Genomic DNA, 23,892 nt, shown 5'->3' on the forward strand with positions numbered 1-23,892 from the left:
TTATATATGAATACGATGTTCACCTTTTAAGTAATTCATTTCAAAAGTGCTAATCTTTATAAAAGCTTGAGCTGTTTTTTTACTTAATCTGTTAATGGTTTCAAGTCCTTTATCCTTATTACCTAAAGAAGCATCGCCCGATGTTCCACAGCTAGAAATATCATCACTTATCCAAGCAACAGAGGGACCGCCTTTTATATCTATTGTGATCGAATCTTCTTCAAATCTCTGATAAGCGTAAGATGGGGCCCTATTCATATCGACCCAGTCCTCTTCTAAGGCTAGAACAACAGACGTTTCAACATCACCACCATGAATACCAAAAGTCAATTCATGCTCACTATATAAATCTGTTAATGTCTCCTTATAATCCATTCCTGACATTTTAAACACCATTAATCCAGTTTCTATTCTTACTTCTCTAGCAATCATTGAAATTAAATCCCAATTTCCACCGTGAGTATTATAAAGAAGAAGCCTTTTAAACCCACTTAACTGAACACTTTTGGCAAGGTCGATAATGACTTGCTGAAGAGTCGTTGCTGATAAAGAGAATGTCCCTGGATGCCCTAAGTGCTCTGTGCTTTTTCCGTACGGTAAAGGCGGTAATAACCAAATTGAATCCTCTTTTTTTAGATGAGAAAAGGTAGCTTCTAATAATCCTTCTGCAATCAATGTATCCGTATATACAGGGAGATGTGGTCCATGCTGCTCAATAGCGCCTATTGGTAGAATGACCACTCCGTTTTCTTTATCAATTGATTCAATCTCTTTTGTAGAAAAACGTGGCAAGAAACATTCTTGCCACGCCTTTTGTCCTTTCCCTCTCAAAGTCCTTCACTCCTTTTATTTACTGCAAAAATTCAGTCGTATAGACATCACTTGGCTGAAGACCTTCATCTATCAGCTCCAAGTCCGTTAATTGGTCAATCAACGTTTGCCAGCGTTCCTCTGTCATCGTACCAACACCACCATCTGTTGCATCACCACCAAATACAAGCTCTTGCATTTGCTCCGTCGCATAGGTCATTTGCTCAACTGTTTTTTCTGGTTCTAGCTCAATAATATATGGGTAAAGAGGCTCTGGATTTTCCTGAAATAGCTCCCACCCTTTTGTAATCGCATCAACATAAGACTGTATAACATCAGGATTTTCCTCTAAATAATCCTTTGTTGTGAAAAGTACATCTCCGTATGGTGAGTATCCTGATTCAGCTATTAAAAGATAGCCTGTTTCAATTCCTTCTTGTTCTAAGTAAAAAGGTTCTGAGGTGACATACATTTGCGATGCAGCTAATGGATTGGACGCAAAAGTCGTGTTATCTCCGCTATAAACTCGATTTTGGTTATCTGTAATATCAGTCGTACTCACTAAATAATCCCAATACCCTGCTCCTGCAGCCGTATATATCTCAAAGTCACCTGCTAAATCGTTAAAGTCATTGACTGTATGCTCTGCATGGTACATGATTCCTTGCGGTGTTCTTTGGAAATTAGCAAAAAAGACGACCAAAGGGATTCCTTCATTGATGGCATTTAAGACTTGATCTGCCTGTGCCATACCAATTTCTGCATTTCCAGATGCAACAATCTGCGTAGAAGAAACCGTAGGACCTCCAGGCTCAGTCGTAACCGAAAGCCCTTCTTCTTCATAAAAACCTTCTAAAGCTGCATAATATTGACCTGCGTTTTCCACTTGAGGGAACCAGCTAGTTACCTGTGTGATTTCCGTTAATTCATCGTTTCCTTCAGCTGCGGTTGCTTCTGCTTCATTTTCTGTCTGATTTGCTTCGATGCTTTCCTCTACTGTATCCTCAGATCCACACCCTATTAATAGAATTCCAGCGAATACTGCCTGTAATGGAATAAGCCATGGTTTTGACATTTTCATTATAGTGCCTCCTATCTCATTCTCTCTTTTATTCAGATTCTAATTCAGATTCATGCCACGAGCTTAATAATTTTCTAGATAGAAAGCTCACAACTAAGAAAAATACGATTCCAAGCAGAGCTGCCGATAATCCTAGAGCAAATAAGTAAGGGGTTTGTAATCTTGAAGCTGCTACAGTAATTGCATAACCAATGCCTCCAGCTCCTCCTCCAACACCCGCTATATATTCACCAACGATTGCACCAACTACAGCTAATGTACAAGAAATTTTCATTCCTGCAATAATAAAAGGTAGTGCCGCCGGAAACCGGAGCTTCCACATAATTTGCCATTTTGAAGCGTTATATAGCTGAAATAAATCCTTTAGCTTATGATCCGTAGCATTTAAACCAATTAAAGTGTTTGATAGCATTGGGAAAAAACCAATGGTAAAGGCAATAATAATAATGGCATTCATTCCTGATCCAAACCAAATGACAATGATTGGAGCAATCGCGACGACAGGAATGGTTTGTAAAATAATCGCATAAGGATAAAAGCTCCTTTCAATCCATTTCGAGCTTGCCATGAATACGGCCACACCAATACCGATTATGACGCTAAAAATGAAGCCTATGACCGATTCAATAACTGTTGTTCGAAGAGCCATAAATAAATTACTCCAATTATCTATCGTTGCTCCGTATATATCCGTTGGCTTTGGTAAAATGTAGTGAGCAATTCCTAAAGCGCGAACTAAAACCTCCCACACGATAACAAATACAACTAATGCTAAAACTGGAGGTAGTACCTTTTTTACGATATCCTTTTGTGCTACTTTCCATTTCGTCATAATCGGAATGGTTTTTTCCTTTGACACAGCCATTCGTCCTGTGCCGACAATTTGCCTTGCCATTATCTATCACCTGCTTTCAAAAAGTAAACTTACATAACCGAAATAGCCTTTGTGCTTGGCATTTTTCCTTGATTTAATAAGTCGTAAGGGTCATTAACTTTTTTCAATTTCGCCATAGCTTCAAGCTGTAGATTCCAGCCTCCTGCACCTAAAAGATACGTATGAGGATCATTGACCGAAGCTCCTAATTGATTAAAGAATTCAATGATTTGATATAATCGTTCCTTGCTAGAATACTTCACTAACGGTAGCCCAGCAGGAATGAGTTTTCCTTTATCCTTTAACCATTCAATATGAATAAGCACTTCCTCGCCAAATTCTTTTTTTATAGTAGATATTTGATTTTGATAGTTTTCTAGATTAAAGAAGTTTTGTAGATAGGTCCAATTATCATCGTTTTTTAAAGCCCATAAGGTCGTATGATTCCATGTGAAATCTGAAATTCCGATACCCTTTCGATAATGACTCGGCTCTACTGTATATTCCTCTTCACCATCTAGACTTTCTGCTAGATATTTAATTTCTAGGTATGAGTCTTCTTCGATTTCTAAAAATGCGTAATGTCCTGTTTGGGATAGCTTCTTTTTTAATGGTAAAAAGTAAGTGGATATCGGTGCTTCTAACACGGTTACAAGTCTTTTATTCCACTTCTGTGAACTTGCTACATCCTCTGTAAAAGTGAGTACGTTAGTTAAGCTCGAAAATTGGAAAGCAATCTGTCTCCAATTTCTTTTTGGTTTTAGAGGAATCGTTACATCAATGATGACACCAGTTGTTCCGTAGCTATGAATATAGTTCAATAAATCATCCCCACTTATTGTAAGTAGCTGAACTGGCTCATTCATCGTTAAAACGGTTGCCTCTAGCACATTCCCATCCCAAAGATTTCCCCACGTTACTGAGCCAATTCCACCAGAGCCACCTGCTACAAAACCACCAATCGTCGCTTTGGCAAAAGTAGATGGATAAATCGTTAACTCAAGTCCATGTTCATTCGCCTGCTTTTCCAAATCTCTCAGCCTCATACCTGCCTGTACTTTAACAGAATGATTATGCCACTCTATTACTTCATTTAAATGACTCAAATCTATTACGATCCCACCTGTTAATGGCATCGCTTGTCCATAATTTCCTGTCCCTGCTCCGCGGATAGTCACGGGAATTTTACTATCACGGGCAAGATTTAAAATCGATTTAAGCTCAATCGTTGTTTCAGGAATGAGGATGATGTCTGCTTTCTTTTTTTCTAATTCTTCTTTTAACACAGGTGAGTACCAATAATAATCCCTAGATAGCTTTAAGACATTCTTTTCTTCTGTTAAGATGCTTGCACTTCCCACTACCTTCATAAAACGCTCTATGATGAATGATTCCATACTCCTCACTCCTCGTTATTGATTTTCATTAATTAAGAAAGCTAAAATATACATTCTTTATCCTTCATCTATTTTTATTACTATTACCTTACTTGATTTCTTTTTGAAATTGTTCGAAAAGGTGAAGTTTTCTGACACATAAAATTGTTTCTAAAATTCTCCTTTACTAATCTAAATGTTGTTAATAAACAAGTAAAACATTCATAATGTTATCATATATATTTATTTGTTTTCTTTTTGTATAAATAGGTAATTTAACATATGGGTGTTTGTTGCATTTTGTAACAACGGTCTATTTGTTGTATCCGTTTTCTTTTTTAAGTAAATCAATTTCATCATTCACATCTTTTTAATGAATACCGAGCGGTTAGGTTTTGATTTTCACTTTAGGTAGATGCTTTCCCAAGGGCTTGTTCTCAGCAGCTCACATGTTTGTTAAAGGTGAAGAGAATGACGGAGAAGAGTTTGTAACTTAGCACTCTGTTAACGTGCGTGAATTTTCAAAAAGAGAAATTCGAAAAAATTAGCATCTATCCAACCACAAGGCAAGGGAATAAACAAGGAAATCTCTGCGACTCCATACAAAAAAAACCCCTTATTCATATGGATATTCCACATGAATAAGGGGTTACATAATGAATTTCTACTATTACTTTTTCAAGTTATAGAAAGATTGAATTCCTTGGTAAGTTGCTACTTCTGCTAATTCGTCTTCGATACGAAGTAGTTGGTTGTACTTCGCTACACGGTCTGTACGAGATGGAGCACCTGTTTTAATTTGGCCAGCATTTGTTGCAACAGCGATGTCAGCAATCGTTGCATCCTCAGTTTCACCCGAACGGTGAGAGATAACAGCTGTGTAACCAGCACGCTTCGCCATTTCAATTGCTTCAAATGTCTCTGAAAGAGTACCGATTTGATTGACCTTAATAAGGATTGAGTTTCCAATTCCTTTTTCGATACCTTCAGCTAATTTTTTCGTATTCGTTACAAATAAATCATCACCAACAAGCTGAACTTTGCTTCCAAGACGGTCGGTTAATAATTTATGACCATCCCAATCGTTTTCATCTAATCCATCTTCAATAGAGATGATTGGATATTTTGAAACTAAGTCTTCATAGAAAGAGACCATTTCTTCAGAAGAAAGAACTTTACCTTCGCCCGATAAGTGGTATTTACCATCTTCTTTGTTATAAAGCTCTGAAGAAGCAACATCCATAGCAAGCTGAATTTGCTCACCTGGTTTGTAGCCAGCTTTTTCAATCGCTTCGATAATCGTTGATAGAGCTTCTTCATTAGAAGAAAGGTTCGGTGCGAAACCACCCTCGTCACCTACAGCTGTGTTATAGCCCTTCGCTTTTAGTACTGATTTTAGATTGTGGAAAATTTCTGCACCCATACGAAGTGCTTCTTTGAAGTTTTCAGCTCCTACAGGCATAACCATAAATTCTTGAATATCTACGTTATTGTCTGCATGCTCACCACCATTGATAATGTTCATCATTGGTACTGGAAGTTGCTTTGCACTGAAGCCACCAAGGTAAACGTATAATGGAATTCCTAATGCATCAGCAGCAGCGTGAGCCACAGCCATAGATACACCTAGGATAGCATTAGCGCCTAATTTTCCTTTGTTTTCTGTTCCATCTAAGTCGATCATAAGCTTATCAATACCTAGTTGGTCAAGAGCATCTAATCCAATAATTTCTGGAGCGATTACTTCATTAACATTTTCAACGGCTTTAAGAACACCTTTACCTAAGAAGCGTTCTCCACCATCACGTAATTCTACTGCTTCATATTCACCTGTAGAAGCTCCACTAGGTACTAACGCTCTACCCATTGCACCTGATTCTAAATAAATTTCTACTTCAACAGTTGGATTTCCACGTGAATCTAGTACTTCGCGCGCGTAAACATCTGTAATCATTGTCATTTTTAAGTCGACTCCTTTTTATAAAATCTTTTTTTATACCTTTATTGTACGTAAAGGTTGTCCTACTTCCAAGCAAAAACCTTAATTATTTTTAAACAAGCTTTTCCCTGTCATTTCAGCTGGCTGCTCTGCTCCTAATAATGTTAAAACGGTAGGAGCTAAATCTGCCAAAATGCCATCTTCTCGAAGCTCAACATTGTTCTCCGTTACAATAACAGGAACACGATTCGTTGTATGAGCGGTCATTGGTGTATCTTCCATCGTAATCACTTCGTCGGCATTACCATGGTCAGCCGTAATGACAGCTGCTCCACCTTTAGCCAATATTGCATCAACGACTTTCCCTAAGCATTCATCAACTGCTTCTATGGCTTTAATGGTTGGTTCTAGCATTCCTGAATGACCTACCATATCAGGGTTAGCAAAATTTAAAATAATCGCATCATGCTTGTCCTCTGCTATTTCAGCAAGTAATGCATCGGTTACCTCATATGCACTCATCTCAGGCTTCAAATCATAGGTTGCCACCTTAGGAGAATCGATTAAAATTCGTTCTTCTCCAGGAAACGGCTGCTCTCGACCACCACTGAAAAAGAATGTTACATGAGGGTATTTTTCCGTTTCTGCGATTCTTAGCTGCTTGTAATTTTGCTGTGATAATACTTCCCCAAGTGTGTTATCGAGATTGGTTGGCTTAAAGGCTACAAACCCTTTAACTGTCTCACTAAAATGAGTTAAGCACACATAGTGTAAGCCTTTAGGGTACTTGTCTCCGCGTTCAAACCCTCGAAAATCTTCATTTGTAAAGACTTGAGACATTTGAATGGCACGGTCTGGTCTGAAATTGAAAAATATAACCGCATCGTCATTTTGAATCGTAGCAACGGGTTGACCATTTGCTTTTGTAATGACTGAAGGGATAAGGAACTCATCATGAATTGAGTTGTTGTAACTATCTGCAATCGCTTCTTCCGCTGATAAGTATGAAGGTCCTTCTCCATAAACCATAGCACGATATGATTTATCTACACGGTCCCAACGCTTATCACGGTCCATTGCATAATAGCGTCCATGAATCGTCGCCATTTCACCAATTCCGATTTCAGCTATTTTTTCCTCTAAGGCTTTGATGTAGTTTTGAGAAGAGGTTGGACCAACATCACGACCATCTAAAAAGGCATGTATATATACTTTTTCGACGTTTTTGCGCTTAGCCAGCTCCAAGATAGCATATAGGTGTTCAATATGACTATGAATTCCTCCATCTGATAATAAACCATAAAGATGTAAGGCACTATTCTTTTCATTTACATGATTCATGGCTTGGTGAAGCGTTTCGTTTTCGAAAAAGTCTCCTTCACGAATAGAAAGATTCACTCTTGTAAGACTTTGATAAACGGTACGACCAGCACCAATATTTAAGTGTCCAACTTCTGAATTACCCATCTGACCTTCTGGCAATCCAACTGCTTCTCCTTGTGCTTCTAGAGTCGCATGAGGAAATTGATTCCAATAACGGTCAAAGTTAGGCTTGTTTGCTTGAGCAACCGCATTTCCCTTTTTCTCATCTCTTAGGGCAAAGCCATCAAGAATGATTAGAGCGACTGGTTTTTTACTCATTTTCCCGCCTCCGCAAGTGCAAGAAATGATGCAGTTTCTAAGCTTGCTCCACCAACTAAGGCGCCATCAATATCAGATTGAGCCATGTATTCTTTAATATTAGCAGGCTTTACACTACCGCCATATTGAATTCTTACTGCTTGAGCAGCTTCTTCCGTAAATGCGTTAGCCACTACTTGACGGATATAAGCACATACTTCATTCGCATCTGCAGCTGAAGATGATTTTCCTGTACCGATTGCCCAAATTGGCTCATAAGCAATAACTGTATTTTTAACCTGCTCTTCTGTTAGACCAGCAAGTCCTGCTTCAACTTGTGTTTTTACTACATCATTCGTTTGTCCTGCTTCTCGCTCATCGTCTGTTTCTCCACAGCACATAATCGGAATAATTCCGTGTGTGAAGGCAGAGTGTACTTTCTTATTAACGGTTTCATCCGTTTCAGCAAACATTTCACGACGCTCTGAATGACCAATAATAACGTAATCAACATTTAGGTCAGCTAGAGCCACAGGACTAATTTCACCTGTAAATGCACCATTTTCTTCAAAATGAACATTTTGTGCTCCAATTTTCAAGTCTGTACCTTCTGCTTCTTTTACTAAGCTATCTAAAAATAAAGCTGGTGAACAAACAACTGAATCAACCTCACTGTTTGCTGGTACGCTTGCTTTTACTTCTTGAACAAACGCTTTTGCCTCAGCTAACGTTTTATTCATTTTCCAGTTTCCTGCAATGATTGGTTTACGCATATTTTCACCTCATAAAATAGTATACAGTTTAGAGAAACCAACTATCTCTCTATGTAAAGAGCTATAAGCTTCAGAAAAGCCTACGCCCCTCCTATTACAAATCTTTATTTATCATTTAAAGCGACAACACCTGGAAGTTCTTTTCCTTCCATAAACTCAAGAGAAGCGCCGCCACCTGTTGAGATATGACTCATTTGATCGGCAAGTCCAAATTGCTCTGCTGCTGCTGCTGAGTCTCCACCACCAATAACAGAATAAGCTTCACTATCAGCAAGAGCTTGTGCTACACCTTTTGTTCCTTTTGAGAAAGCTTCTAATTCAAATACACCCATTGGGCCATTCCAAATAACGAGCTTTGATTCATTTACTACTTTTTGATAAGTAGCTAATGTTTTCGATCCAATATCAAGAGCTTCCCAATCTGATGGAATTTCTTCAATTGGGACGATTTTAATGTTAGCATCGTTTGAGAAATCATCAGCAATGGTCACATCCACTGGAAGGTAGAAATTCACATTATTTTCTTTTGCCTTATCCATAAATGTTTTGGCAAGCTCGATTTTATCTTCCTCAAGAAGCGATTTTCCGATTTCGTGTCCTAAAGCTTTCACAAAAGTATAAGCTAGTCCACCACCAATAATTAAGTTATCTACTTTTTCAAGTAAATTCTCAATAACACCGATTTTATCTTTTACCTTCGCTCCACCAATAATAGCTGTGAACGGTCTTTCAGGAGATAGTAGTGCATTTCCTAATACATCTAATTCTTTCTCCATTAGCAATCCTGCTACAGCTGGAAGATGATGAGCAATTCCCTCCGTTGAAGCATGCGCACGATGTGCTGTACCAAAGGCATCATTAACAAAGATATCTGCTAATGAAGCAAAAGCTTTTGCTAATTCAGAGTCATTTTTCTCTTCACCAGGATAGAAACGTACATTTTCTAAAAGTAAGATTTCACCATTTGTTAATCCGTTCGCCGCATCTTCAGCAACAGGACCAAAAGCTTCATCCACTTTTTTAACTTCTTTACCTAGTAATTGACTTAGCTTTTGTGCAACAGGTGTTAATCTTAATTCTTCGTTCACTTCGCCTTTAGGTCTTCCTAAATGGCTAGCTAAGATTACTTTTGCACCTTCGTTTACTAAGTACTCGATCGTAGGAATAGCAGCACGCAAACGAGTATCATCAGTAATCGCTCCATCTTTCATTGGAACATTAAAATCTACCCGACAAAAAACCTTTTTTCCTGCTAAATCTAAATCACGTATGCTTTTCTTATTCATTGAGATCCATGCCTCCTCTTATTAACCAACCACAGTCTATTATACCTTTTTAATCAATGGAAAGGGGAGTAAGAAAATTGTTCTCCTCCCCACCCTTTTTTATTTTATTAAGAAATTATAGTCCTTTGCTAGCGATATACTCAACAAGGTCTACTACACGATTTGAGTAACCAGACTCGTTGTCATACCAAGAAATGACTTTTACCATGTTTCCTTCCATAACCATTGTTGATAAACCATCAACTGTTGAAGATGCTGGGTTACCATTATAGTCACCAGAAACTAATGGCTCATCACTGAATTCTAAGATTCCTTTTAATGGACCTTCTGCTGCTTCTTTAAGAGCTGCGTTTACTTCTTCTGCTGTTACATCTTTATCAAGCTCTGCTACTAAGTCAACTAGTGATACGTTTGGAGTTGGAACACGCATTGCACCACCGTTTAATTTTCCTTTTAACTCTGGTAATACTAGAGCAACAGCTTTCGCAGCACCAGTAGTTGTTGGGATAATGTTCTCAGCAGCCGCACGAGCACGACGATAGTCTTTATGTGGTAAATCTAGAATTTGTTGATCATTTGTATATGAGTGAACAGTTGTCATCATACCACGACGGATACCAAATTGATCGTTTAAAACTTTAGCAAATGGAGCTAAACAGTTTGTTGTACAAGAAGCGTTAGAGATAACATCATGGCTACCAGCTTCATATTTATCTTCATTAACTCCCATAACGATTGTAATATCTTCGTCAGATGCAGGAGCTGAAATGATAACTTTTTTAGCGCCAGCTTCAATGTGTTTTGCAGCGTCAGAACGCTTTGTGAAGAATCCAGTTGATTCAATTACTACTTCTACTCCACGGTCTGCCCAAGCAAGCTTAGCAGGATCACGTTCTGCAGAAACATTAATTTCAGAACCATTTACAACTAATGCATTTTCTTTTACTTCAACTTTAGCGTCTAACTTACCGTGTACTGTATCGTACTTTAATAAGTGAGCAAGCATATTAGCATCCGTTAAGTCATTGATTGCTACAACCTCTACATTTGGGTTGTTTAAAGCTGCACGGAATACATTACGTCCAATTCTTCCAAAACCATTAATACCGATTTTTGTTGCCATTTAAATCTCCTCCTATTAATTCCATACTATTTTATATCAAAAAGGGATAACCCTTTTATCTAACTAAGTGATATCTCATTTTCAAGTAAACTTCTCGCTGCCCCTTCGTCTGTAATTAACACATCACTAGGGCAATTTTTCATATAAGCAAGTATTGCCTTGGCCTTTGAATGTCCACCTGCTACTGAAATTACATACTTATTTTGGTCTAATTCATCTAGTTGTAAACCAATCGTACGTTGTTTATAGATAATTTCTCCATTTTTATTAAAATAATAACCAAAAGCTTCACCAACTGCTTCATCGTCAGATAAATGATTTTTGATTTTAGCTGCTGAATTACGGCGTAAAGCCATCGTTTCAGCGACTCCAATTCCATGAATGACAACTGCAGCTGATTTGATAAGAGCTAAAATTTCTTGTACAGACGGTTCTAATCTTAAAGAAGAATAAGCTTCCTCACTTAATTGGTCGGGTACATGAAGCAATCGGTACTCTGCGCCAGCCCTGCTAGCAAACTCTGCACTAATCGTATTTGCTTGATTTTCCACACGCTCGCCTAGCCCGCCTCTTGCTGGAACAAAAACAACTTCCTTCATTTTCGTATCGGCTGTCATCATAGAAGCAACAGCAGCCAATGTCGTTCCGCCCATAACCGCAATAACGTCCTTAGCTTTTACCTTTGAATTGAGTTCTAATACTGCCGCACGACCCATTTCATGCTTAACCCAGTCATTATCATCGCTATCTCCGGAGACTACTATTACTTTAGTAACTCCTAGCTTACTTTGAAGCCTTTGCTCTAAGGTGCTTAGACCTAACAATTCTTTCATCATTTCTTCTAATTCTATAAACAACAATTCACCTTGCTCTGTTAAACTCATTCCTGAGGTAGCAAAATGCACAAGTCTTTGCTCTTTTAAAAAAGTGACTTCACTTCTCAAGACTCGTTCAGATATTTGAAGATTTGAAGATAAGTTTCTTCTTCCAATTGGTTGCATTAAGCGAATATTTTGTAAGATTGCATATCGCTTTACCATGACTTCTAATACATCTGGTAAAAGTTGTTTTTGTAAAGAAATTAAAGATTTCATCAATAAATGCTTCCTTTCAAAAACAGGTTTAAATCATTCAGTGAACAGTAGTACTATACAACCTTTTAAAATAGTGAGAGTAATATAATGACGGTTTAGAAAATGGGACTAAACAAAACCTTTTTCATTATTCCCTACATTCTCTAAAAATACTACGGGAACAAAAAGGTCCCGCTGTGACATTTTACGTCCCGACTAGATTAAAAAAATATCCTTCTTATCTTCCACTTCATTTTAACAATGTTTATGAAAGTAAACAAGTTAAATTTTCTCACAAAGCAAATTCACAAACATTTTCTTAGCCTACCTATAATAAAGCTATTCGGGTCGACTACAGCTTGTTAGAATGAGTGTCTATGGCAGAAATTACCTGCTGGTCTTCGATATGCCCATAGCCGATTTCTACATCTTCCACCAACACGACCGGAATCATTAATTGATATTTTTCTAATAATTGATCATCTTGGTAAATATCAATCACTTCTAATTCAAAGTTATAATCTCTTTGTAAGTTACGTAATTGAGCGATAGCCTCTGTGCACAATGGACAATTATTTCTTGACATGACCTGGACAGTAATCATATTCCCTTTTCACCTAGCTTTAAACAATTTTTATGGTAACAATGATATGTTAACAGATTATAAGGAAATAATTCAAATGGTCAGCTTCTTAATAGAAAGACTGTCCTTCTTAAAGTTGAAATATTTCACTGCAAAACCTTGATTTAGTTTAATCATCAAAATTCTGTTTCAATTTTTATAAATTCGGCTATCCTGTAAGAAGGGATTTTTATATGTAATCATGAATATATGTTAAAGAAGAAGCAAATCATTTGACCTTCTTTGACCTTTTAGGTATGATGTACATAAATTACCACTACATTAAAAGATTGATTACAAATATAAGGAGGCTTTACTATTATGAATTTAATTCCTACAGTTATTGAACAAACAAATCGTGGTGAAAGAGCCTATGACATTTATTCACGATTATTAAAAGACCGAATTGTTATGTTAGGATCTGCGATCGATGATAATGTGGCTAACTCTATTGTGGCACAGCTTCTATTTTTAAACGCTGAGGACCCTGAAAAAGACATTTCACTTTATATTAACAGTCCAGGTGGTTCCATTACAGCAGGTATGGCTATTTATGATACGATGCAATTCATCAAACCTAAAGTATCAACGATCTGCATCGGTATGGCTGCATCTATGGGAGCATTTTTACTTGCTGCTGGGGAGCCTGGTAAGCGTTATGCCCTCCCAAACAGTGAAGTCATGATTCATCAGCCACTTGGTGGTACGCAAGGTCAAGCATCTGACATTGAAATTCATGCTCGTCGTATTATTGAAATGCGTGAAACATTAAACAAAATTTTAGCTGAACGTACAGGTCAATCATTAGATGTTATTTCTCGTGATACAGACCGTGATAACTTCATGTCAGCAGATAAGGCTAAAGAATACGGTCTTATCGATGATATTATTAAACCAAACTAAGTAAACACAAAAAGAGTCCGTTTTAACTATCGGACTCTTTTTTTTGCCCTAAAAATCTCACCTTTCAACAAATAGATAAAACCATTCACCGTTCACCTTTGGCAAGCTCAATAATATTTTTAATAAAAGGTTCTTTTTTTTGAGTGTAGGTTTGTCTGTCATACTTATATTTAGTAGCTAATTCACTTTTTAGCAACGTATAATTTTCAGCCATTTTGGGATGTTTTCTAAGGTAATTACGAAACCCTATTTTTTCAGACCATTCTGTACTATGTATTTCACAAATATGTAAATGACAAGTACCCTTCCCCCATTCTCCCTTTCTAAAAAACCTCCTATCTGTTAATTCTGGCTTTGGAATATATTCAAAATCAATCTCACTTAAAGGGGAAATAAGATTTTCTGTAATGCTTAAATCCTTTACTCCTACCATGATGTCAATAATCGGTTTAGCCTTTAATCCCTCTATTGAAGTACTACCAATGTGTTCAATAGCAGCTATTTTATCCCCTATTACATTCAAAATATTATCCCTCTCAAGCTTGAATTGCTCTTTCCATCGTGACTGATAATCCATTAAATAGACAGTTGGTTTTATCATTCCTTCACCCCAATAAATATTTATTAGCTAACCACCATTAACGTTTAGCAACGGTTCCTTGATGAAAAAATAGCTGCCACCTGCCATCAATCCATTTCCAAATGGAGCTTCTCAAAGTATCTTGATTCTTCGTTTCATCTCTCACTCGGTAAGTCGTTAGCACCGACTCAGTTGACAAAGGATGAATGTCAAATTCAAAAAGAGAAAGATCGCCTACTTCTATTCCACCTTCAACTATACAATCTTTTTTGTATATAACTGTCCCTGAACTTCCGTACTCAAAGAAGTCATCTGCCAATATTTTATCTAATTCTATACTTGATGAACGAATTTCTGGTTTTAAATGACTTTCCTCGAGTTCCTGTAAATGAACCTTTAGGTTATGTCTATTTTCAGTCATGACACAATCCTCCTTTTCAGCTTTTTAATTTCTTATAAATGCGCGTTTAACGTTTCGGCTCCTTTGTTCGTTCTCATAACTAAGTACCTCCATTATATAGGAGGATTGAACGGAGAATATTGATTAAAACTCCATCTAAGTGGAAAACCACCCTTTACACTTCTTATTTGTTTAATCCTAAAAGTAATAGACTTTTCGTTATCAATCCAATCTATAGTTGATTCTCCATTCATTTGAAGAAAATTTCCATCCTCAAAATCAACGAACAACAATCCCGATTGATGATTCTCTACTAAGTTTCCTAAGGTATTGAACATATTATTTCCTGGATAATCTTTAATTTTTAAAGTATTGGAATCAATGATACGAACAAACCCTGGCTGACCTCCTCGATGGGAGGCATCTGCTCCATTCTCTGAATGATGGGTGGCTATAAAAAATGTATCAGATTGTAATACCTTTTCGAGTTGCTCTTGATTCAGCTTTGTAAAAAATTTCCCTTCCAAGTCTTTGATTTTTCTAAAACCTAAAAATGTACGTGATTGTATGAATTTAGGGCAGTTAGAATACACCTCCGTTGTTTTAATTTGAAATCCCTTATTATTAACTTGTGTGATAACCCCGTTTACTCTCATTCTTTTTCTAGCCGAAAATTCTATGGCTAAAATTCCTATAGTATTGCCTATAGTAAGACCATTAAATACTGGATCCGTTGAATCTGGTAAAGAAAAGATTGATAATGTCTGCTCATCATTTACTTTGACAAAGCCAGGGTTACCGTAAACAATAGAGGACCATACAAAGCCTTCTTTATTCTTCAACCCAATAATTAGCATTACTTGTTGTTCAATAAACTTTGCCGCTACTTCCACAATGTGATTACGAATGATTTTACTAACTTTTTTAGCCTCTTCTCTTACAGAAGATTTTTCTTGGACTTCTATTTCCCCTCTGTGATATCTCATCATTAAAAGAACCCACAAGCAGGACCTTCTGAATTTGAAGAATGATCAGAGTGTTCAACAGACGCAGTATATATTTCTAGTCGGATCCCATCCGGATCTAAGAAGAAAATCCCTCCTGATCCTGCCCCTTCTTCATGAAGTGTTACCCCCCGATAAATCATTTTCGTGCCCATTTCAATTAGCTTACTTTCCAATTGTTTTACTGAATCAAGGGAATCCGTTTCAAAGGCTAAATGATGAAGACCCGACTGATTTTTTGAGAATTCATTTTGGCTTTGTTCCCATAATGTTATAGTAATGTCTCCGTTGTGCCCTAGGAAGGCAAATTTTTTCCCATCCTCCAATGATTTTGATATCACCTCTAGCCCAAATACATCTGTATAAAATGAAATGGACGTTTCTAGATTTTTAACGTTTAATCCTACATGACCCGTTTTCATATCTAATTCTCCCTTCTAGTTCCTTATTTTTATCGAAAGTTATTGAGCAAAATACTTATAATCAATCTAAATATGAACACCCTTTCCACTTTAAATATTTTTAAATTTTTTGATATTCAAACTCAATACTTTTTCCCTGAGGATACATATATCATTTTAGTAGCCCACCCCTAAACTAACCACTAAAATAAATTCATATGGTTAGTTTAAACGTTTTTAATTAACCTGTAAATAGGGTATAATATAGTTAGTTTTAAAAACTACTAGCGGAGCAGGAGGAAAAAAGTTGTCGGAGAATACCATTTTCCCAGTCATTTCAAAGCATTTATCTCTAAATTTAGTGAATACAGAAATAGTTAAAAGAGGAATCAGACATGATTTACTAAAAGGAAGCTTTGGAGATTGGATTAAGAACATGAACCATTCAGAAAATATTGTGAATGAGCAATTTAATTTTGAAGATGTAGTAGCTGGAGAACTAGATACTCTATTTCATTTAAGGGAATTTTTACGTGATGGATTTGAAACAATGATAGAACGAGGAAATCTTAATGAGCAGTGGAGCTCTTATTTGGAACAATTAATTGAAAAAGCACCTTTATCATACAAACTAATTTCAGGCTCTCTTGTCCCGATCCCTGTTGGTTCTTCATCAGATGCCATTGTTTCGTTAATAGCATTCGATGCGTTACAATTATATACAAGTGGTGAACTACATACACTTCGACGCTGCGCTAATCCAGATTGTGTCTTACTGTTTTTAGATACTAGTGGTCGGCGAAAATGGTGCTCGATGAAAATATGCGGTAATCGAATGAAGGTATCGCGACACAATAAACAAAAATAAAAAACGCAGCTAGTAAAGCTTCTCTTTACTTAACTGCGTTTTTTTATAAAAGTATGTTATAAATTCAAAGTAAATTTCGCTTATTCTGACTCTACAAATTCGATAAGTGCAGATAAGGCTTCGTCTTCATCATGTCCTTCTACAGATAAAACGATTTCCGTTTTATGTCCAATAGCTAAGCTCATTAGACCCATAATACTTTTAGCATTGACCTTTCTATTCTCTCTTTCAATAAAAACATCTGATGCAAAGCGATTCGCCTCTTGTACAAATTTAGCCGCCGTGCGAGCCTGTAATCCTGACTTTAATTGCACGACTACCTGTTTTTGAACCATATAACGACTCCTCCTTTTTTATTCAGCTTCTGTATGATTTCAATCAATCATTTGCCCGGAACGAATCTTATCAGCCATTTCATCTATTTTTTTAAGGCGATGATTCACACCAGACTTACTGACAACTCCACCCTCTACCATTTCACCCAATTCTTTTAAGGTAACATCTTGGTGATTCATTCTTAAAATAGCTATTTCTCGAAGTTTTGGAGCTAATTTCTCTAGTCCATACTCTCGTTCAACAAGTTTAATGTTTTCAACCTGTCTTAATGCAGCTCCAACTGTTTTATTTAAATTAGCGGTTTCACAATTCACTAAGCGATTCACGGAGTTTCTCATATCCTTCATAATTCTTACATCTTCAAAATATAACAATGCCTGATGAGCGCCAATAATATTAAGGAACTCGGTAATTTTCTCGCTTTCCTTCATATAGGTTATAAACCCTTTTTTTCTCTCTAACGTTTTAGCATTTAATCCATATTCATTCATTAAATGACAAAGAGAGTCATTGTGCTCTTGATAGAAGGAAAAAATCTCCAAATGGTAAGAAGAAGTCTCCGGGTGATTAATTGAACCACCAGCGAGAAATGCGCCTCTTAAATACGCTCTTTTACAGCATGATTTGTTTGTCAGTTGTGGAGAAATTTCTCTCTTTATAAGCATTCCTTCCCCCACTATATCTAACTGCTCTAAAAGTGTTCTAGCTTGCTTAGAGATCCTTACTAGATAAACATTGTTCTTTTTTAATCTCATTTTTTTTCGAACAAGTAGTTCTAAAAAAATATCGGGATATTGTCTTTTTATTAATGTATAGATACGACGAGCAATTGCAGCATTTTCTGTCGTAACATCTAAGCTTAATTGTTGATTACCGAAGGAAAGAGAACCATTCATTCTGATAAGTGCGGCTAGCTCTGCCGTCGCACAGCAATCTTCACTTTCTAATTGAGTTAGTTCCTTTTTCGTTGTAGCTGCGAAGGACATTGTGCTCACTCCTTTCAGCCGTGTAGTCATTTCAGTATTGATCCAAGAGTAAACATTACTCCAATCAGAAAGTATCATAAACTCACACGGAATGATTTAAAAAAGCTAGAAGACCCCTTACATAACTTGTCTATTTATTAAAAGAATACGCTGTTTCCTTCTTAATAAACAATGATATAAAACGCTCCTACATTCTTTATGTCAATATTTCTATCATATCACTTTTTCAAGGTATATGGCTAAAGTCTTAATTACTTTTCATCGATAATTTTAAGAAGTGCCTTTGATACTTTTATAGCATCGTGTCTTAAACTAGTACCTCTTTCAATAACGAAGTGGTCTCTGATCACCTTCACACCGATTTGATCTAGCTTATCTAAGTCCATAATAACCGGTTCTGCACCCTCACTTGCATATCTCTTCTGTACCTCGTAGGAAATTGGCGTTTCATGAACTAAAATATGACTTACGCAATCAGCACCACAATGATTGATAATACTTTGTAAATGGTCACTTGCCGTATGCTGATCGGTTTCCCCTTTTTGTGTCATCACATTAGAGATATACACTTTCGCTGCCTTTGCAGAACAGATAGCCTCTACCATTCCTGGAACTAATAAATTAGGCAGTACACTTGTATATAAACTGCCAGGACCTAAAATAATTAAGTCTGCTTGTTGGATTTCTTTCAAGCTTTCTGTCAATGGATGAATATGTTCAGGCGTTAAGAAAACCCTTTTAATAGCCTTATTGGCTTGAGGAATTTTCGATTCTCCTGAAATAATTTCACCATCTTCCATTTCAGCATGTAGTACAACACTCCTATTGGTCGCCGGTAATACTTTTCCTCTAACATTTAATACTTTACTAATCTCGGATATCCCTTTGGCAAAGTCACCAGTTATTGATGTCATACCCGCTAATAGAAGGTTGCCTAAAGAATGACCTGAAAGTCCATTTCCATTTTTGAATCGATGCTGAAACAACTCTTCTACTAAAGGTTCTACCTCTGCTAAAGCAATCAAAACATTACGAATATCTCCAGGTGGTGGAACATCTAATTCTTCTCTTAAACGCCCTGAGCTTCCACCATCATCAGCCACCGTTACGATTGCGGTAATGTCGACAGGAAATGTTTTAAGTCCTCTTAGCAGAACGGATAATCCGGTTCCTCCTCCTAGAACGACTACTTTTTTATTCAATGAATTCGACCCTTTCCTTTATCAATATCACGGTGACTTGTGCGCACATCATATTCTTTCGAGAATTCCTTGCTAAAATATTCTGCTAGCGTAACAGAGCGATGCTTACCTCCCGTACAACCAATCGCTATCACTACTTGGCTTTTTCCTTCTCTCTTATACTGAGGTAGCATGAAATCCAATAAGTCCTTTAACTTGGTGATGAGTTGCTGTGTTTCTCCCCATTTGAGAACGTAAGAAGAAACCTCTTCTTCTAATCCTGTTTTTGGTCTCATATGCTCAATATAATGGGGGTTAGGTAAAAATCGAACATCAAAGGCAAGATCCGCATCAATCGGAATTCCGTATTTAAAACCAAAAGAAACGACATTAACAACAAAAGAAGAGGTCGTATTTGTTTTATAGCTCTCTATAATTTTTTCACGAAGCTGAACCGGCTTTAAATCGGTCGTATCAATAATTTGCTGCGCTCTTCCCTTCATCTCTTCAAGGAGCTCTCGTTCCTCTAAAATACCATCTAAAGGTAAGCCTCCTTTTGAAAGTGGATGAGAACGCCTCGTTTCTTTATACCTTTGGACGAGTTTATTATCCTTCGCATCCAGAAAGAGAATTTTAACATGCAAATGATAATGTGCTGGCACACTTATGGTATCGATTGTCTTAAATAAATCCTCAAAAAAGGATTGACTTCTAAGATCAATCACTAACGCAACCTTACTCATACTTCCATTGGAGCCTTCAATTAAATCAACGAATTTAGGAATTAATGCTGGTGGCAGATTATCGACACAGAAATATCCTAAATCTTCAAAGCTTTGAACTGCTACTGTTTTACCTGCTCCTGACATTCCTGTAATAATCACAATTTCTATTTCTTTTTTCAAATCCGACATTGCTTCCACCTCTTCTACCTATTTCTATGTTTCTTTAGCGATCATATTTCTATCATTTTAAATAAAAACTCGTGTTGGACGAGTTTTTATTATACATTCTTCTATTGTGGACTAGGATCTAGCCGATAAGATAACAGCTTAAAGTCAGGTGTATAATGGAAGGTTGCATAAAGAATCCCTTCTCCCTGTAGGATGTGATTCATAATATATAAATCGCCCTCTGCCATTGGTAAATCCTTTATAATAGATTTCTCCTTCCAGCCTAACTTTCCTTCTGGAGAATTTTCTAATTGATAACCTGTAAATGAATCTGCTGCAAAAGTAAACATCATCCACTCGGAAATAATCGTATTTTCTTCGATAATGACCATTGAACAAACTGCTTTTAATTCTGCATCTTGAAGGTGTAAGCCAGTTTCTTCTCGGAATTCACGAACAGCAGACTCTTTAATCGTTTCACCTGGTTCCATTTTGCCGCCTGGTGCTACCCACCAGCCTCTACTCGGTTTTTGTAAGAGTAGAACTTCTTCATTGTTGACTAAAATACAATTCGTAACCCTTTGCAATCCATTCACCTCACGTTTTCATACTACTATATTATACATCTATTTTTTTAACGTCACAATTATTTGGACAAGACTTTCATGGAGAATTCTGAAAACAGATGATTACTCTTTTCTCAGTAAAGTTAATATAAGAATTGAAGCTTACAAATACAAAAGCTTAAACTGGAAAGGCAATCTTATGGATTGAGAACCTAACAAAACCGGTTTTATAACCTTTAAAAATGAACATTTAGACAAAAAAAGGCACGGACTCAAAGTCCGTGCAAAAAACTATATAAAAAAGGGGGTCAATTACTTATTTATATAGTACCCCTTTTTTGTTTCATGACTGTTACAGAAGCATTAAGACCGAATTACGTTTATCCATATATATTAATATACTTATTAAATATATGAGGTCGCTTATTTTTTCCATCTCTTTTTTAGACTTACTGGTTCTGAACCTTTTTCTCCTCAAGCTCTTCTAAATAATGCTGAACTTGCTGAGCAGCAATACTGCCATCACCAGTAGCTGTTACAATTTGACGTAAATTCTTTTCTCTTACATCACCAGCTGCAAAAATCCCAGGTACACTTGTTTCCATTAATTCATTTGTAACAATATAACCTTCGTCATTTAATATTCCTAGATTTTGAACGCTTTGGTTTAAAGGAAGCATTCCAATGTAGATAAATACTCCATCAGCAGAAAAATCTTTTACTTCTCCAGTTTTCGTGCTTTCAATGCTCACACTGGACACCTTACCATTTTCTCCGTTAATTTCATTCACAACGTGGTCCCAAATAAATTCAACCTTATCATTATTAAACGCTCGATCTTGAAGAATTTTTTGAGCTCTTAATTGGTCTCGCCGATGAATAACCGTAACCTTTGAAGCAAACTTTGTTAAATAAACAGCTTCCTCAACTGCTGAATCTCCACCACCTATTACAACAAGCTCTCGATTTTTGAAGAAGGCTCCGTCACAGACCGCACAATAAGAAACTCCTCTACCACTGTATTCTTTCTCACCAGGAACACCTATTTTTTTATACTCCGCACCCGTCGTGACAATTACAGCTCTCGTTTTATATTCTTTGGAACCTGCATGAACAACTTTTAGTTCACCTTCATCTTTAATTTCTTTTATATCACCATATGCATATTCAGCACCGAATTTTTTTGCATGTTCAAACATTTTATTAGATAACTCTGGTCCAAGAATATGCTCAAAACCCGGGTAATTTTCTACCTCTTCTGTATTAGCCATCTGTCCACCAGGGATTCCTCTTTCTATCATTAAAGTAGATAAATTAGCTCTAGACGTATAAACCGCCGCCGTCATGCCTGCTGGGCCAGCTCCTGCAATGATTACGTCATATATTTTTTCATCTGTCATTTCACTCACTCCCTAATTCTAAACAATTCTGCTGATAATTAGATCGTATACAATACGGTCAAAAAAGTCTATATTTATGCTTAATCTAACTATTTTCTCATTTAATAAACATTTTATATGCTATGCATCCCAAGGATGATAGGTCCACTGCTTCAAAGAAGTATCATTTCCGCTCTTTATCAGCTCTTTACTTTTTGCACAGCCTAGAGAAGCGGATTTTTTTACGAAATTTAATGCCCTTTCCTTTTCACCTGTGTGCATTAGGGAAACGGCATAACAATATAACAATCGTTCATTTTCATGATAGAATGAATCAGCCATTCTTTCAAACCGCTCTTTAACCTCTTCATAATCTCCTGCTGCACAAAGGACCTCTGCTAAAAATAAATAATTTTCATAATCAATTGGGTAAACAATACGTATTGAACGTATGTAAGGCTCAGCCTTATTGTTATTACCTTGTTTCAGATAATATAGAGCTAAATTTGCTCGAACAAACAGATTACTTTCATCTTCACTTAATACTTGCGAGGAAATCTCGAAGCCACGCTCATCCTCTAAGCGAAATAAAGCTTCTGCAAGATGATTATAAGCTGACCAATGGGTGGGCCTTTTACTAATAATCTCTTCTAATATCGGAATAGCAGATAAACAATCACCGTTTTTTAAATAAACACGCGCTCTCTCATGCTTCATTAAAAATTCATCATCATGATTATCATTCCATAATGCTCCATCCTCATACTCAAATTCTAATAACTCGAGCAAGTCTTTGGCATCATTGGCAAAATTGCCTTCTGGTTGCATGGTTATATATTTTTCTGCTGATACTTGGGCTCTATCAAATAACCCTAGATAGGCATAGTTATTTGCCATAAAGAAATAACAATCTACCTGTTCTTCTTCATTATGCTCTTCTAGCACCTTTCGAAGAATATCATTAGATTGCTCATAATGACCTATTTCGGATAAAACAGCTGCTAACTGTATATGAAATACTGGTTCTTGATTTGTCAGCTTCACTGCACGCTGAAAAAGCTTAACCGCTCTTTGTAAATGTTTTTTTCTATAAGCAATAATACCTCTATGGAAAAAGTAATCACCATTTTGAATAAAAGGTATCACTTTTTTACTTTCCTGCTTCGGATGGGTAAATTCCATTAACTGTAAAACCTCCACTGTTCTTTCATGCCACAATTATACTATATCATGCAAACTTTTCGACCCTTTATAAATTAGAATGATAAATGCTGTTACAATCAGAACCTTTATTAAAATCGAACCCTATTAAATACTGATGATTCCATTGATTTAATTTCCCTCGATATACTATTTATTTTAACCATAGCATGACTTAGCAACCAAAAGGTAGATCTAATTTTAAACATTATTACTATAAAAATTAAACAAATTCAAAAAATCGATATCGAGAAAGCATAAAAAAAGCACCCGCAATATTTTTGAGGTGCTTTTTCTATGTAAAAGTATATAGCATTCAGTTCTGCCAAAATCGAACTTGACCCAGTCTAACTGCGGGTTTGCCTTTTTCCGTTCATTAAAGGGCGTTCTTTTAACCCTTTTTAGCGGTTGAAGTTTTTTAATAGTCAATAGAACCTTTCCTTTTGACTATTTTCGTTGTGCGGCTCCAGTTTCGGGCGAATAGAGCTTTTCCTTTTGACTCTTTCCTTGTGTGCAAGCAGTCAAGTCTATATTTATGTGTAAAAGAATTCACAATGAGTTGATGACTTTGTTAGGCTGTTTTTAAGTCGAATCTGTCTTGGGCGTAGTCATACAAAC

The 23,892-nt window shown here is 36.6% G+C and carries 24 protein-coding genes; 2 read left to right on the forward strand and 22 right to left on the reverse strand.

Translation table 11 applies throughout. The annotated features are described in order from the left end of the window. The 11 genes from AZF04_RS11460 to AZF04_RS11510 form a co-directional block, all read right to left on the reverse strand. On the reverse strand, positions 1–831 hold the full coding sequence (locus AZF04_RS11460) for a creatininase family protein (protein WP_061948837.1): 831 nt from the start codon (positions 829–831) through the stop codon (positions 1–3). Between the two features lie 19 nt (positions 832–850). Further along, positions 851–1,891, reverse strand: a complete 1,041-nt coding sequence (locus AZF04_RS11465) for an ABC transporter substrate-binding protein (protein ID WP_061948838.1) — start codon at positions 1,889–1,891, stop codon at positions 851–853. A gap of 28 nt (positions 1,892–1,919) precedes the next feature. Then, on the reverse strand, positions 1,920–2,786 hold the full coding sequence (locus AZF04_RS11470; RefSeq protein ID WP_082795301.1) for an ABC transporter permease: 867 nt from the start codon (positions 2,784–2,786) through the stop codon (positions 1,920–1,922). 29 nt (positions 2,787–2,815) lie between these two features. Further along, positions 2,816–4,162: an FAD-binding oxidoreductase gene (locus AZF04_RS11475; RefSeq protein WP_061948839.1), complete on the reverse strand. Its 1,347-nt coding sequence runs from the start codon at positions 4,160–4,162 to the stop codon at positions 2,816–2,818. A 649-nt stretch (positions 4,163–4,811) separates the two neighbouring features. Beyond that, positions 4,812–6,101: a phosphopyruvate hydratase gene (gene eno / locus AZF04_RS11480; RefSeq protein ID WP_061948840.1), complete on the reverse strand. Its 1,290-nt coding sequence runs from the start codon at positions 6,099–6,101 to the stop codon at positions 4,812–4,814. Positions 6,102–6,182: 81 nt separating this feature from the next. After that, on the reverse strand, positions 6,183–7,721 hold the full coding sequence (gene gpmI, locus AZF04_RS11485; RefSeq protein WP_061948841.1) for a 2,3-bisphosphoglycerate-independent phosphoglycerate mutase: 1,539 nt from the start codon (positions 7,719–7,721) through the stop codon (positions 6,183–6,185). Further along, positions 7,718–8,473, reverse strand: coding sequence for a triose-phosphate isomerase (gene tpiA / locus AZF04_RS11490; protein ID WP_061948842.1), 756 nt, complete (start codon positions 8,471–8,473; stop codon positions 7,718–7,720). Before tpiA ends, gpmI begins: the two co-directional genes overlap by 4 nt. A gap of 104 nt (positions 8,474–8,577) precedes the next feature. Further along, entirely contained in the window at positions 8,578–9,759 is a 1,182-nt protein-coding gene (locus tag AZF04_RS11495) for a phosphoglycerate kinase (protein WP_061948843.1), read from the reverse strand. A gap of 115 nt (positions 9,760–9,874) precedes the next feature. Next, a complete protein-coding gene (gene gap / locus AZF04_RS11500; RefSeq protein ID WP_045485048.1) occupies positions 9,875–10,882 on the reverse strand; it encodes a type I glyceraldehyde-3-phosphate dehydrogenase in 1,008 nt (335 codons plus the stop codon). A gap of 59 nt (positions 10,883–10,941) precedes the next feature. Then, entirely contained in the window at positions 10,942–11,976 is a 1,035-nt protein-coding gene (locus tag AZF04_RS11505; protein WP_061948844.1) for a sugar-binding transcriptional regulator, read from the reverse strand. Between the two features lie 331 nt (positions 11,977–12,307). Continuing rightward, complete coding sequence (locus tag AZF04_RS11510; protein ID WP_235599976.1) at positions 12,308–12,559, reverse strand: glutaredoxin family protein; 252 nt, start codon at positions 12,557–12,559, stop codon at positions 12,308–12,310. Between the two features lie 339 nt (positions 12,560–12,898). Here AZF04_RS11510 and clpP point away from each other — a divergent pair, with 339 nt between their 5' ends. Further along, on the forward strand, positions 12,899–13,480 hold the full coding sequence (gene clpP, locus AZF04_RS11515) for an ATP-dependent Clp endopeptidase proteolytic subunit ClpP (RefSeq protein ID WP_061948845.1): 582 nt from the start codon (positions 12,899–12,901) through the stop codon (positions 13,478–13,480). A gap of 85 nt (positions 13,481–13,565) precedes the next feature. Here clpP and AZF04_RS11520 read toward each other — a convergent pair whose 3' ends face one another. The 4 genes from AZF04_RS11520 to AZF04_RS11535 form a co-directional block, all read right to left on the reverse strand. Beyond that, a complete protein-coding gene (locus tag AZF04_RS11520; RefSeq protein WP_061948846.1) occupies positions 13,566–14,081 on the reverse strand; it encodes a GrpB family protein in 516 nt (171 codons plus the stop codon). A 37-nt stretch (positions 14,082–14,118) separates the two neighbouring features. Continuing rightward, a complete protein-coding gene (locus AZF04_RS11525; RefSeq protein WP_061948847.1) occupies positions 14,119–14,481 on the reverse strand; it encodes a nuclear transport factor 2 family protein in 363 nt (120 codons plus the stop codon). Positions 14,482–14,573: 92 nt separating this feature from the next. Further along, positions 14,574–15,449: a PNPOx family protein gene (locus AZF04_RS11530; protein WP_153017250.1), complete on the reverse strand. Its 876-nt coding sequence runs from the start codon at positions 15,447–15,449 to the stop codon at positions 14,574–14,576. After that, on the reverse strand, positions 15,449–15,886 hold the full coding sequence (locus AZF04_RS11535; RefSeq protein WP_061948849.1) for a VOC family protein: 438 nt from the start codon (positions 15,884–15,886) through the stop codon (positions 15,449–15,451). The genes AZF04_RS11530 and AZF04_RS11535 overlap by 1 nt, the downstream gene beginning before the upstream one ends. 286 nt (positions 15,887–16,172) lie before the next feature. Between AZF04_RS11535 and AZF04_RS11540 the strand changes: the two genes are divergently transcribed. After that, on the forward strand, positions 16,173–16,733 hold the full coding sequence (locus AZF04_RS11540; RefSeq protein WP_061948850.1) for a CGNR zinc finger domain-containing protein: 561 nt from the start codon (positions 16,173–16,175) through the stop codon (positions 16,731–16,733). A gap of 80 nt (positions 16,734–16,813) precedes the next feature. On the opposite strand, the gene AZF04_RS11545 is transcribed toward AZF04_RS11540, so the two are convergent. The 7 genes from AZF04_RS11545 to AZF04_RS11575 all read right to left on the reverse strand — a co-directional run bounded on the left by AZF04_RS11545 (position 16,814) and on the right by AZF04_RS11575 (position 23,256). Continuing rightward, positions 16,814–17,068 (reverse strand): HPr family phosphocarrier protein, encoded by a 255-nt coding sequence (locus AZF04_RS11545; RefSeq protein ID WP_061948851.1) that lies wholly within the window; start codon positions 17,066–17,068, stop codon positions 16,814–16,816. A gap of 39 nt (positions 17,069–17,107) precedes the next feature. Then, entirely contained in the window at positions 17,108–18,055 is a 948-nt protein-coding gene (gene whiA / locus AZF04_RS11550; RefSeq protein WP_061948852.1) for a DNA-binding protein WhiA, read from the reverse strand. A gap of 251 nt (positions 18,056–18,306) precedes the next feature. Continuing rightward, the gene (locus tag AZF04_RS11555) at positions 18,307–19,257 is read right to left on the reverse strand and encodes a gluconeogenesis factor YvcK family protein (protein WP_061948853.1); all 951 of its coding nucleotides are present in this window, start codon (positions 19,255–19,257) and stop codon (positions 18,307–18,309) included. After that, the gene (rapZ, locus tag AZF04_RS11560; protein ID WP_061948854.1) at positions 19,254–20,150 is read right to left on the reverse strand and encodes an RNase adapter RapZ; all 897 of its coding nucleotides are present in this window, start codon (positions 20,148–20,150) and stop codon (positions 19,254–19,256) included. Before rapZ ends, AZF04_RS11555 begins: the two co-directional genes overlap by 4 nt. A gap of 101 nt (positions 20,151–20,251) precedes the next feature. Continuing rightward, the gene (locus AZF04_RS11565; RefSeq protein ID WP_061948855.1) at positions 20,252–20,716 is read right to left on the reverse strand and encodes an NUDIX hydrolase; all 465 of its coding nucleotides are present in this window, start codon (positions 20,714–20,716) and stop codon (positions 20,252–20,254) included. A 428-nt stretch (positions 20,717–21,144) separates the two neighbouring features. Beyond that, entirely contained in the window at positions 21,145–22,095 is a 951-nt protein-coding gene (gene trxB / locus AZF04_RS11570; RefSeq protein WP_045485085.1) for a thioredoxin-disulfide reductase, read from the reverse strand. A gap of 120 nt (positions 22,096–22,215) precedes the next feature. Further along, complete coding sequence (locus tag AZF04_RS11575) at positions 22,216–23,256, reverse strand: tetratricopeptide repeat protein (protein WP_061948856.1); 1,041 nt, start codon at positions 23,254–23,256, stop codon at positions 22,216–22,218. Positions 23,257–23,892 lie beyond the last annotated feature (636 nt).

The sequence above is a fragment of the Alkalihalobacillus trypoxylicola genome, from assembly GCF_001590785.1.
Lineage (GTDB): Bacteria > Bacillota > Bacilli > Bacillales > Bacillaceae_D > Alkalihalobacillus > Alkalihalobacillus trypoxylicola.

Coding starts and splice junctions, on each gene's coding strand:
- AZF04_RS11465 (WP_061948838.1), bottom strand. CDS start 1,891: ATGAAAATGTCAAAACCATGGCTTATTCCATTACAGGCAGTATTCGCT.
- AZF04_RS11470 (WP_082795301.1), bottom strand. CDS start 2,786: ATGGCAAGGCAAATTGTCGGCACAGGACGAATGGCTGTGTCAAAGGAA.
- AZF04_RS11475 (WP_061948839.1), bottom strand. CDS start 4,162: ATGGAATCATTCATCATAGAGCGTTTTATGAAGGTAGTGGGAAGTGCA.
- eno (WP_061948840.1), bottom strand. CDS start 6,101: ATGACAATGATTACAGATGTTTACGCGCGCGAAGTACTAGATTCACGT.
- gpmI (WP_061948841.1), bottom strand. CDS start 7,721: ATGAGTAAAAAACCAGTCGCTCTAATCATTCTTGATGGCTTTGCCCTA.
- tpiA (WP_061948842.1), bottom strand. CDS start 8,473: ATGCGTAAACCAATCATTGCAGGAAACTGGAAAATGAATAAAACGTTA.
- AZF04_RS11495 (WP_061948843.1), bottom strand. CDS start 9,759: ATGAATAAGAAAAGCATACGTGATTTAGATTTAGCAGGAAAAAAGGTT.
- gap (WP_045485048.1), bottom strand. CDS start 10,882: ATGGCAACAAAAATCGGTATTAATGGTTTTGGAAGAATTGGACGTAAT.
- AZF04_RS11505 (WP_061948844.1), bottom strand. CDS start 11,976: ATGAAATCTTTAATTTCTTTACAAAAACAACTTTTACCAGATGTATTA.
- AZF04_RS11510 (WP_235599976.1), bottom strand. CDS start 12,559: ATGATTACTGTCCAGGTCATGTCAAGAAATAATTGTCCATTGTGCACA.
- clpP (WP_061948845.1), top strand. CDS start 12,899: ATGAATTTAATTCCTACAGTTATTGAACAAACAAATCGTGGTGAAAGA.
- AZF04_RS11520 (WP_061948846.1), bottom strand. CDS start 14,081: ATGATAAAACCAACTGTCTATTTAATGGATTATCAGTCACGATGGAAA.
- AZF04_RS11525 (WP_061948847.1), bottom strand. CDS start 14,481: ATGACTGAAAATAGACATAACCTAAAGGTTCATTTACAGGAACTCGAG.
- AZF04_RS11530 (WP_153017250.1), bottom strand. CDS start 15,449: ATGATGAGATATCACAGAGGGGAAATAGAAGTCCAAGAAAAATCTTCT.
- AZF04_RS11535 (WP_061948849.1), bottom strand. CDS start 15,886: ATGAAAACGGGTCATGTAGGATTAAACGTTAAAAATCTAGAAACGTCC.
- AZF04_RS11545 (WP_061948851.1), bottom strand. CDS start 17,068: ATGGTTCAAAAACAGGTAGTCGTGCAATTAAAGTCAGGATTACAGGCT.
- whiA (WP_061948852.1), bottom strand. CDS start 18,055: ATGTCCTTCGCAGCTACAACGAAAAAGGAACTAACTCAATTAGAAAGT.
- rapZ (WP_061948854.1), bottom strand. CDS start 20,150: ATGTCGGATTTGAAAAAAGAAATAGAAATTGTGATTATTACAGGAATG.
- trxB (WP_045485085.1), bottom strand. CDS start 22,095: ATGACAGATGAAAAAATATATGACGTAATCATTGCAGGAGCTGGCCCA.
- AZF04_RS11575 (WP_061948856.1), bottom strand. CDS start 23,256: ATGGAATTTACCCATCCGAAGCAGGAAAGTAAAAAAGTGATACCTTTT.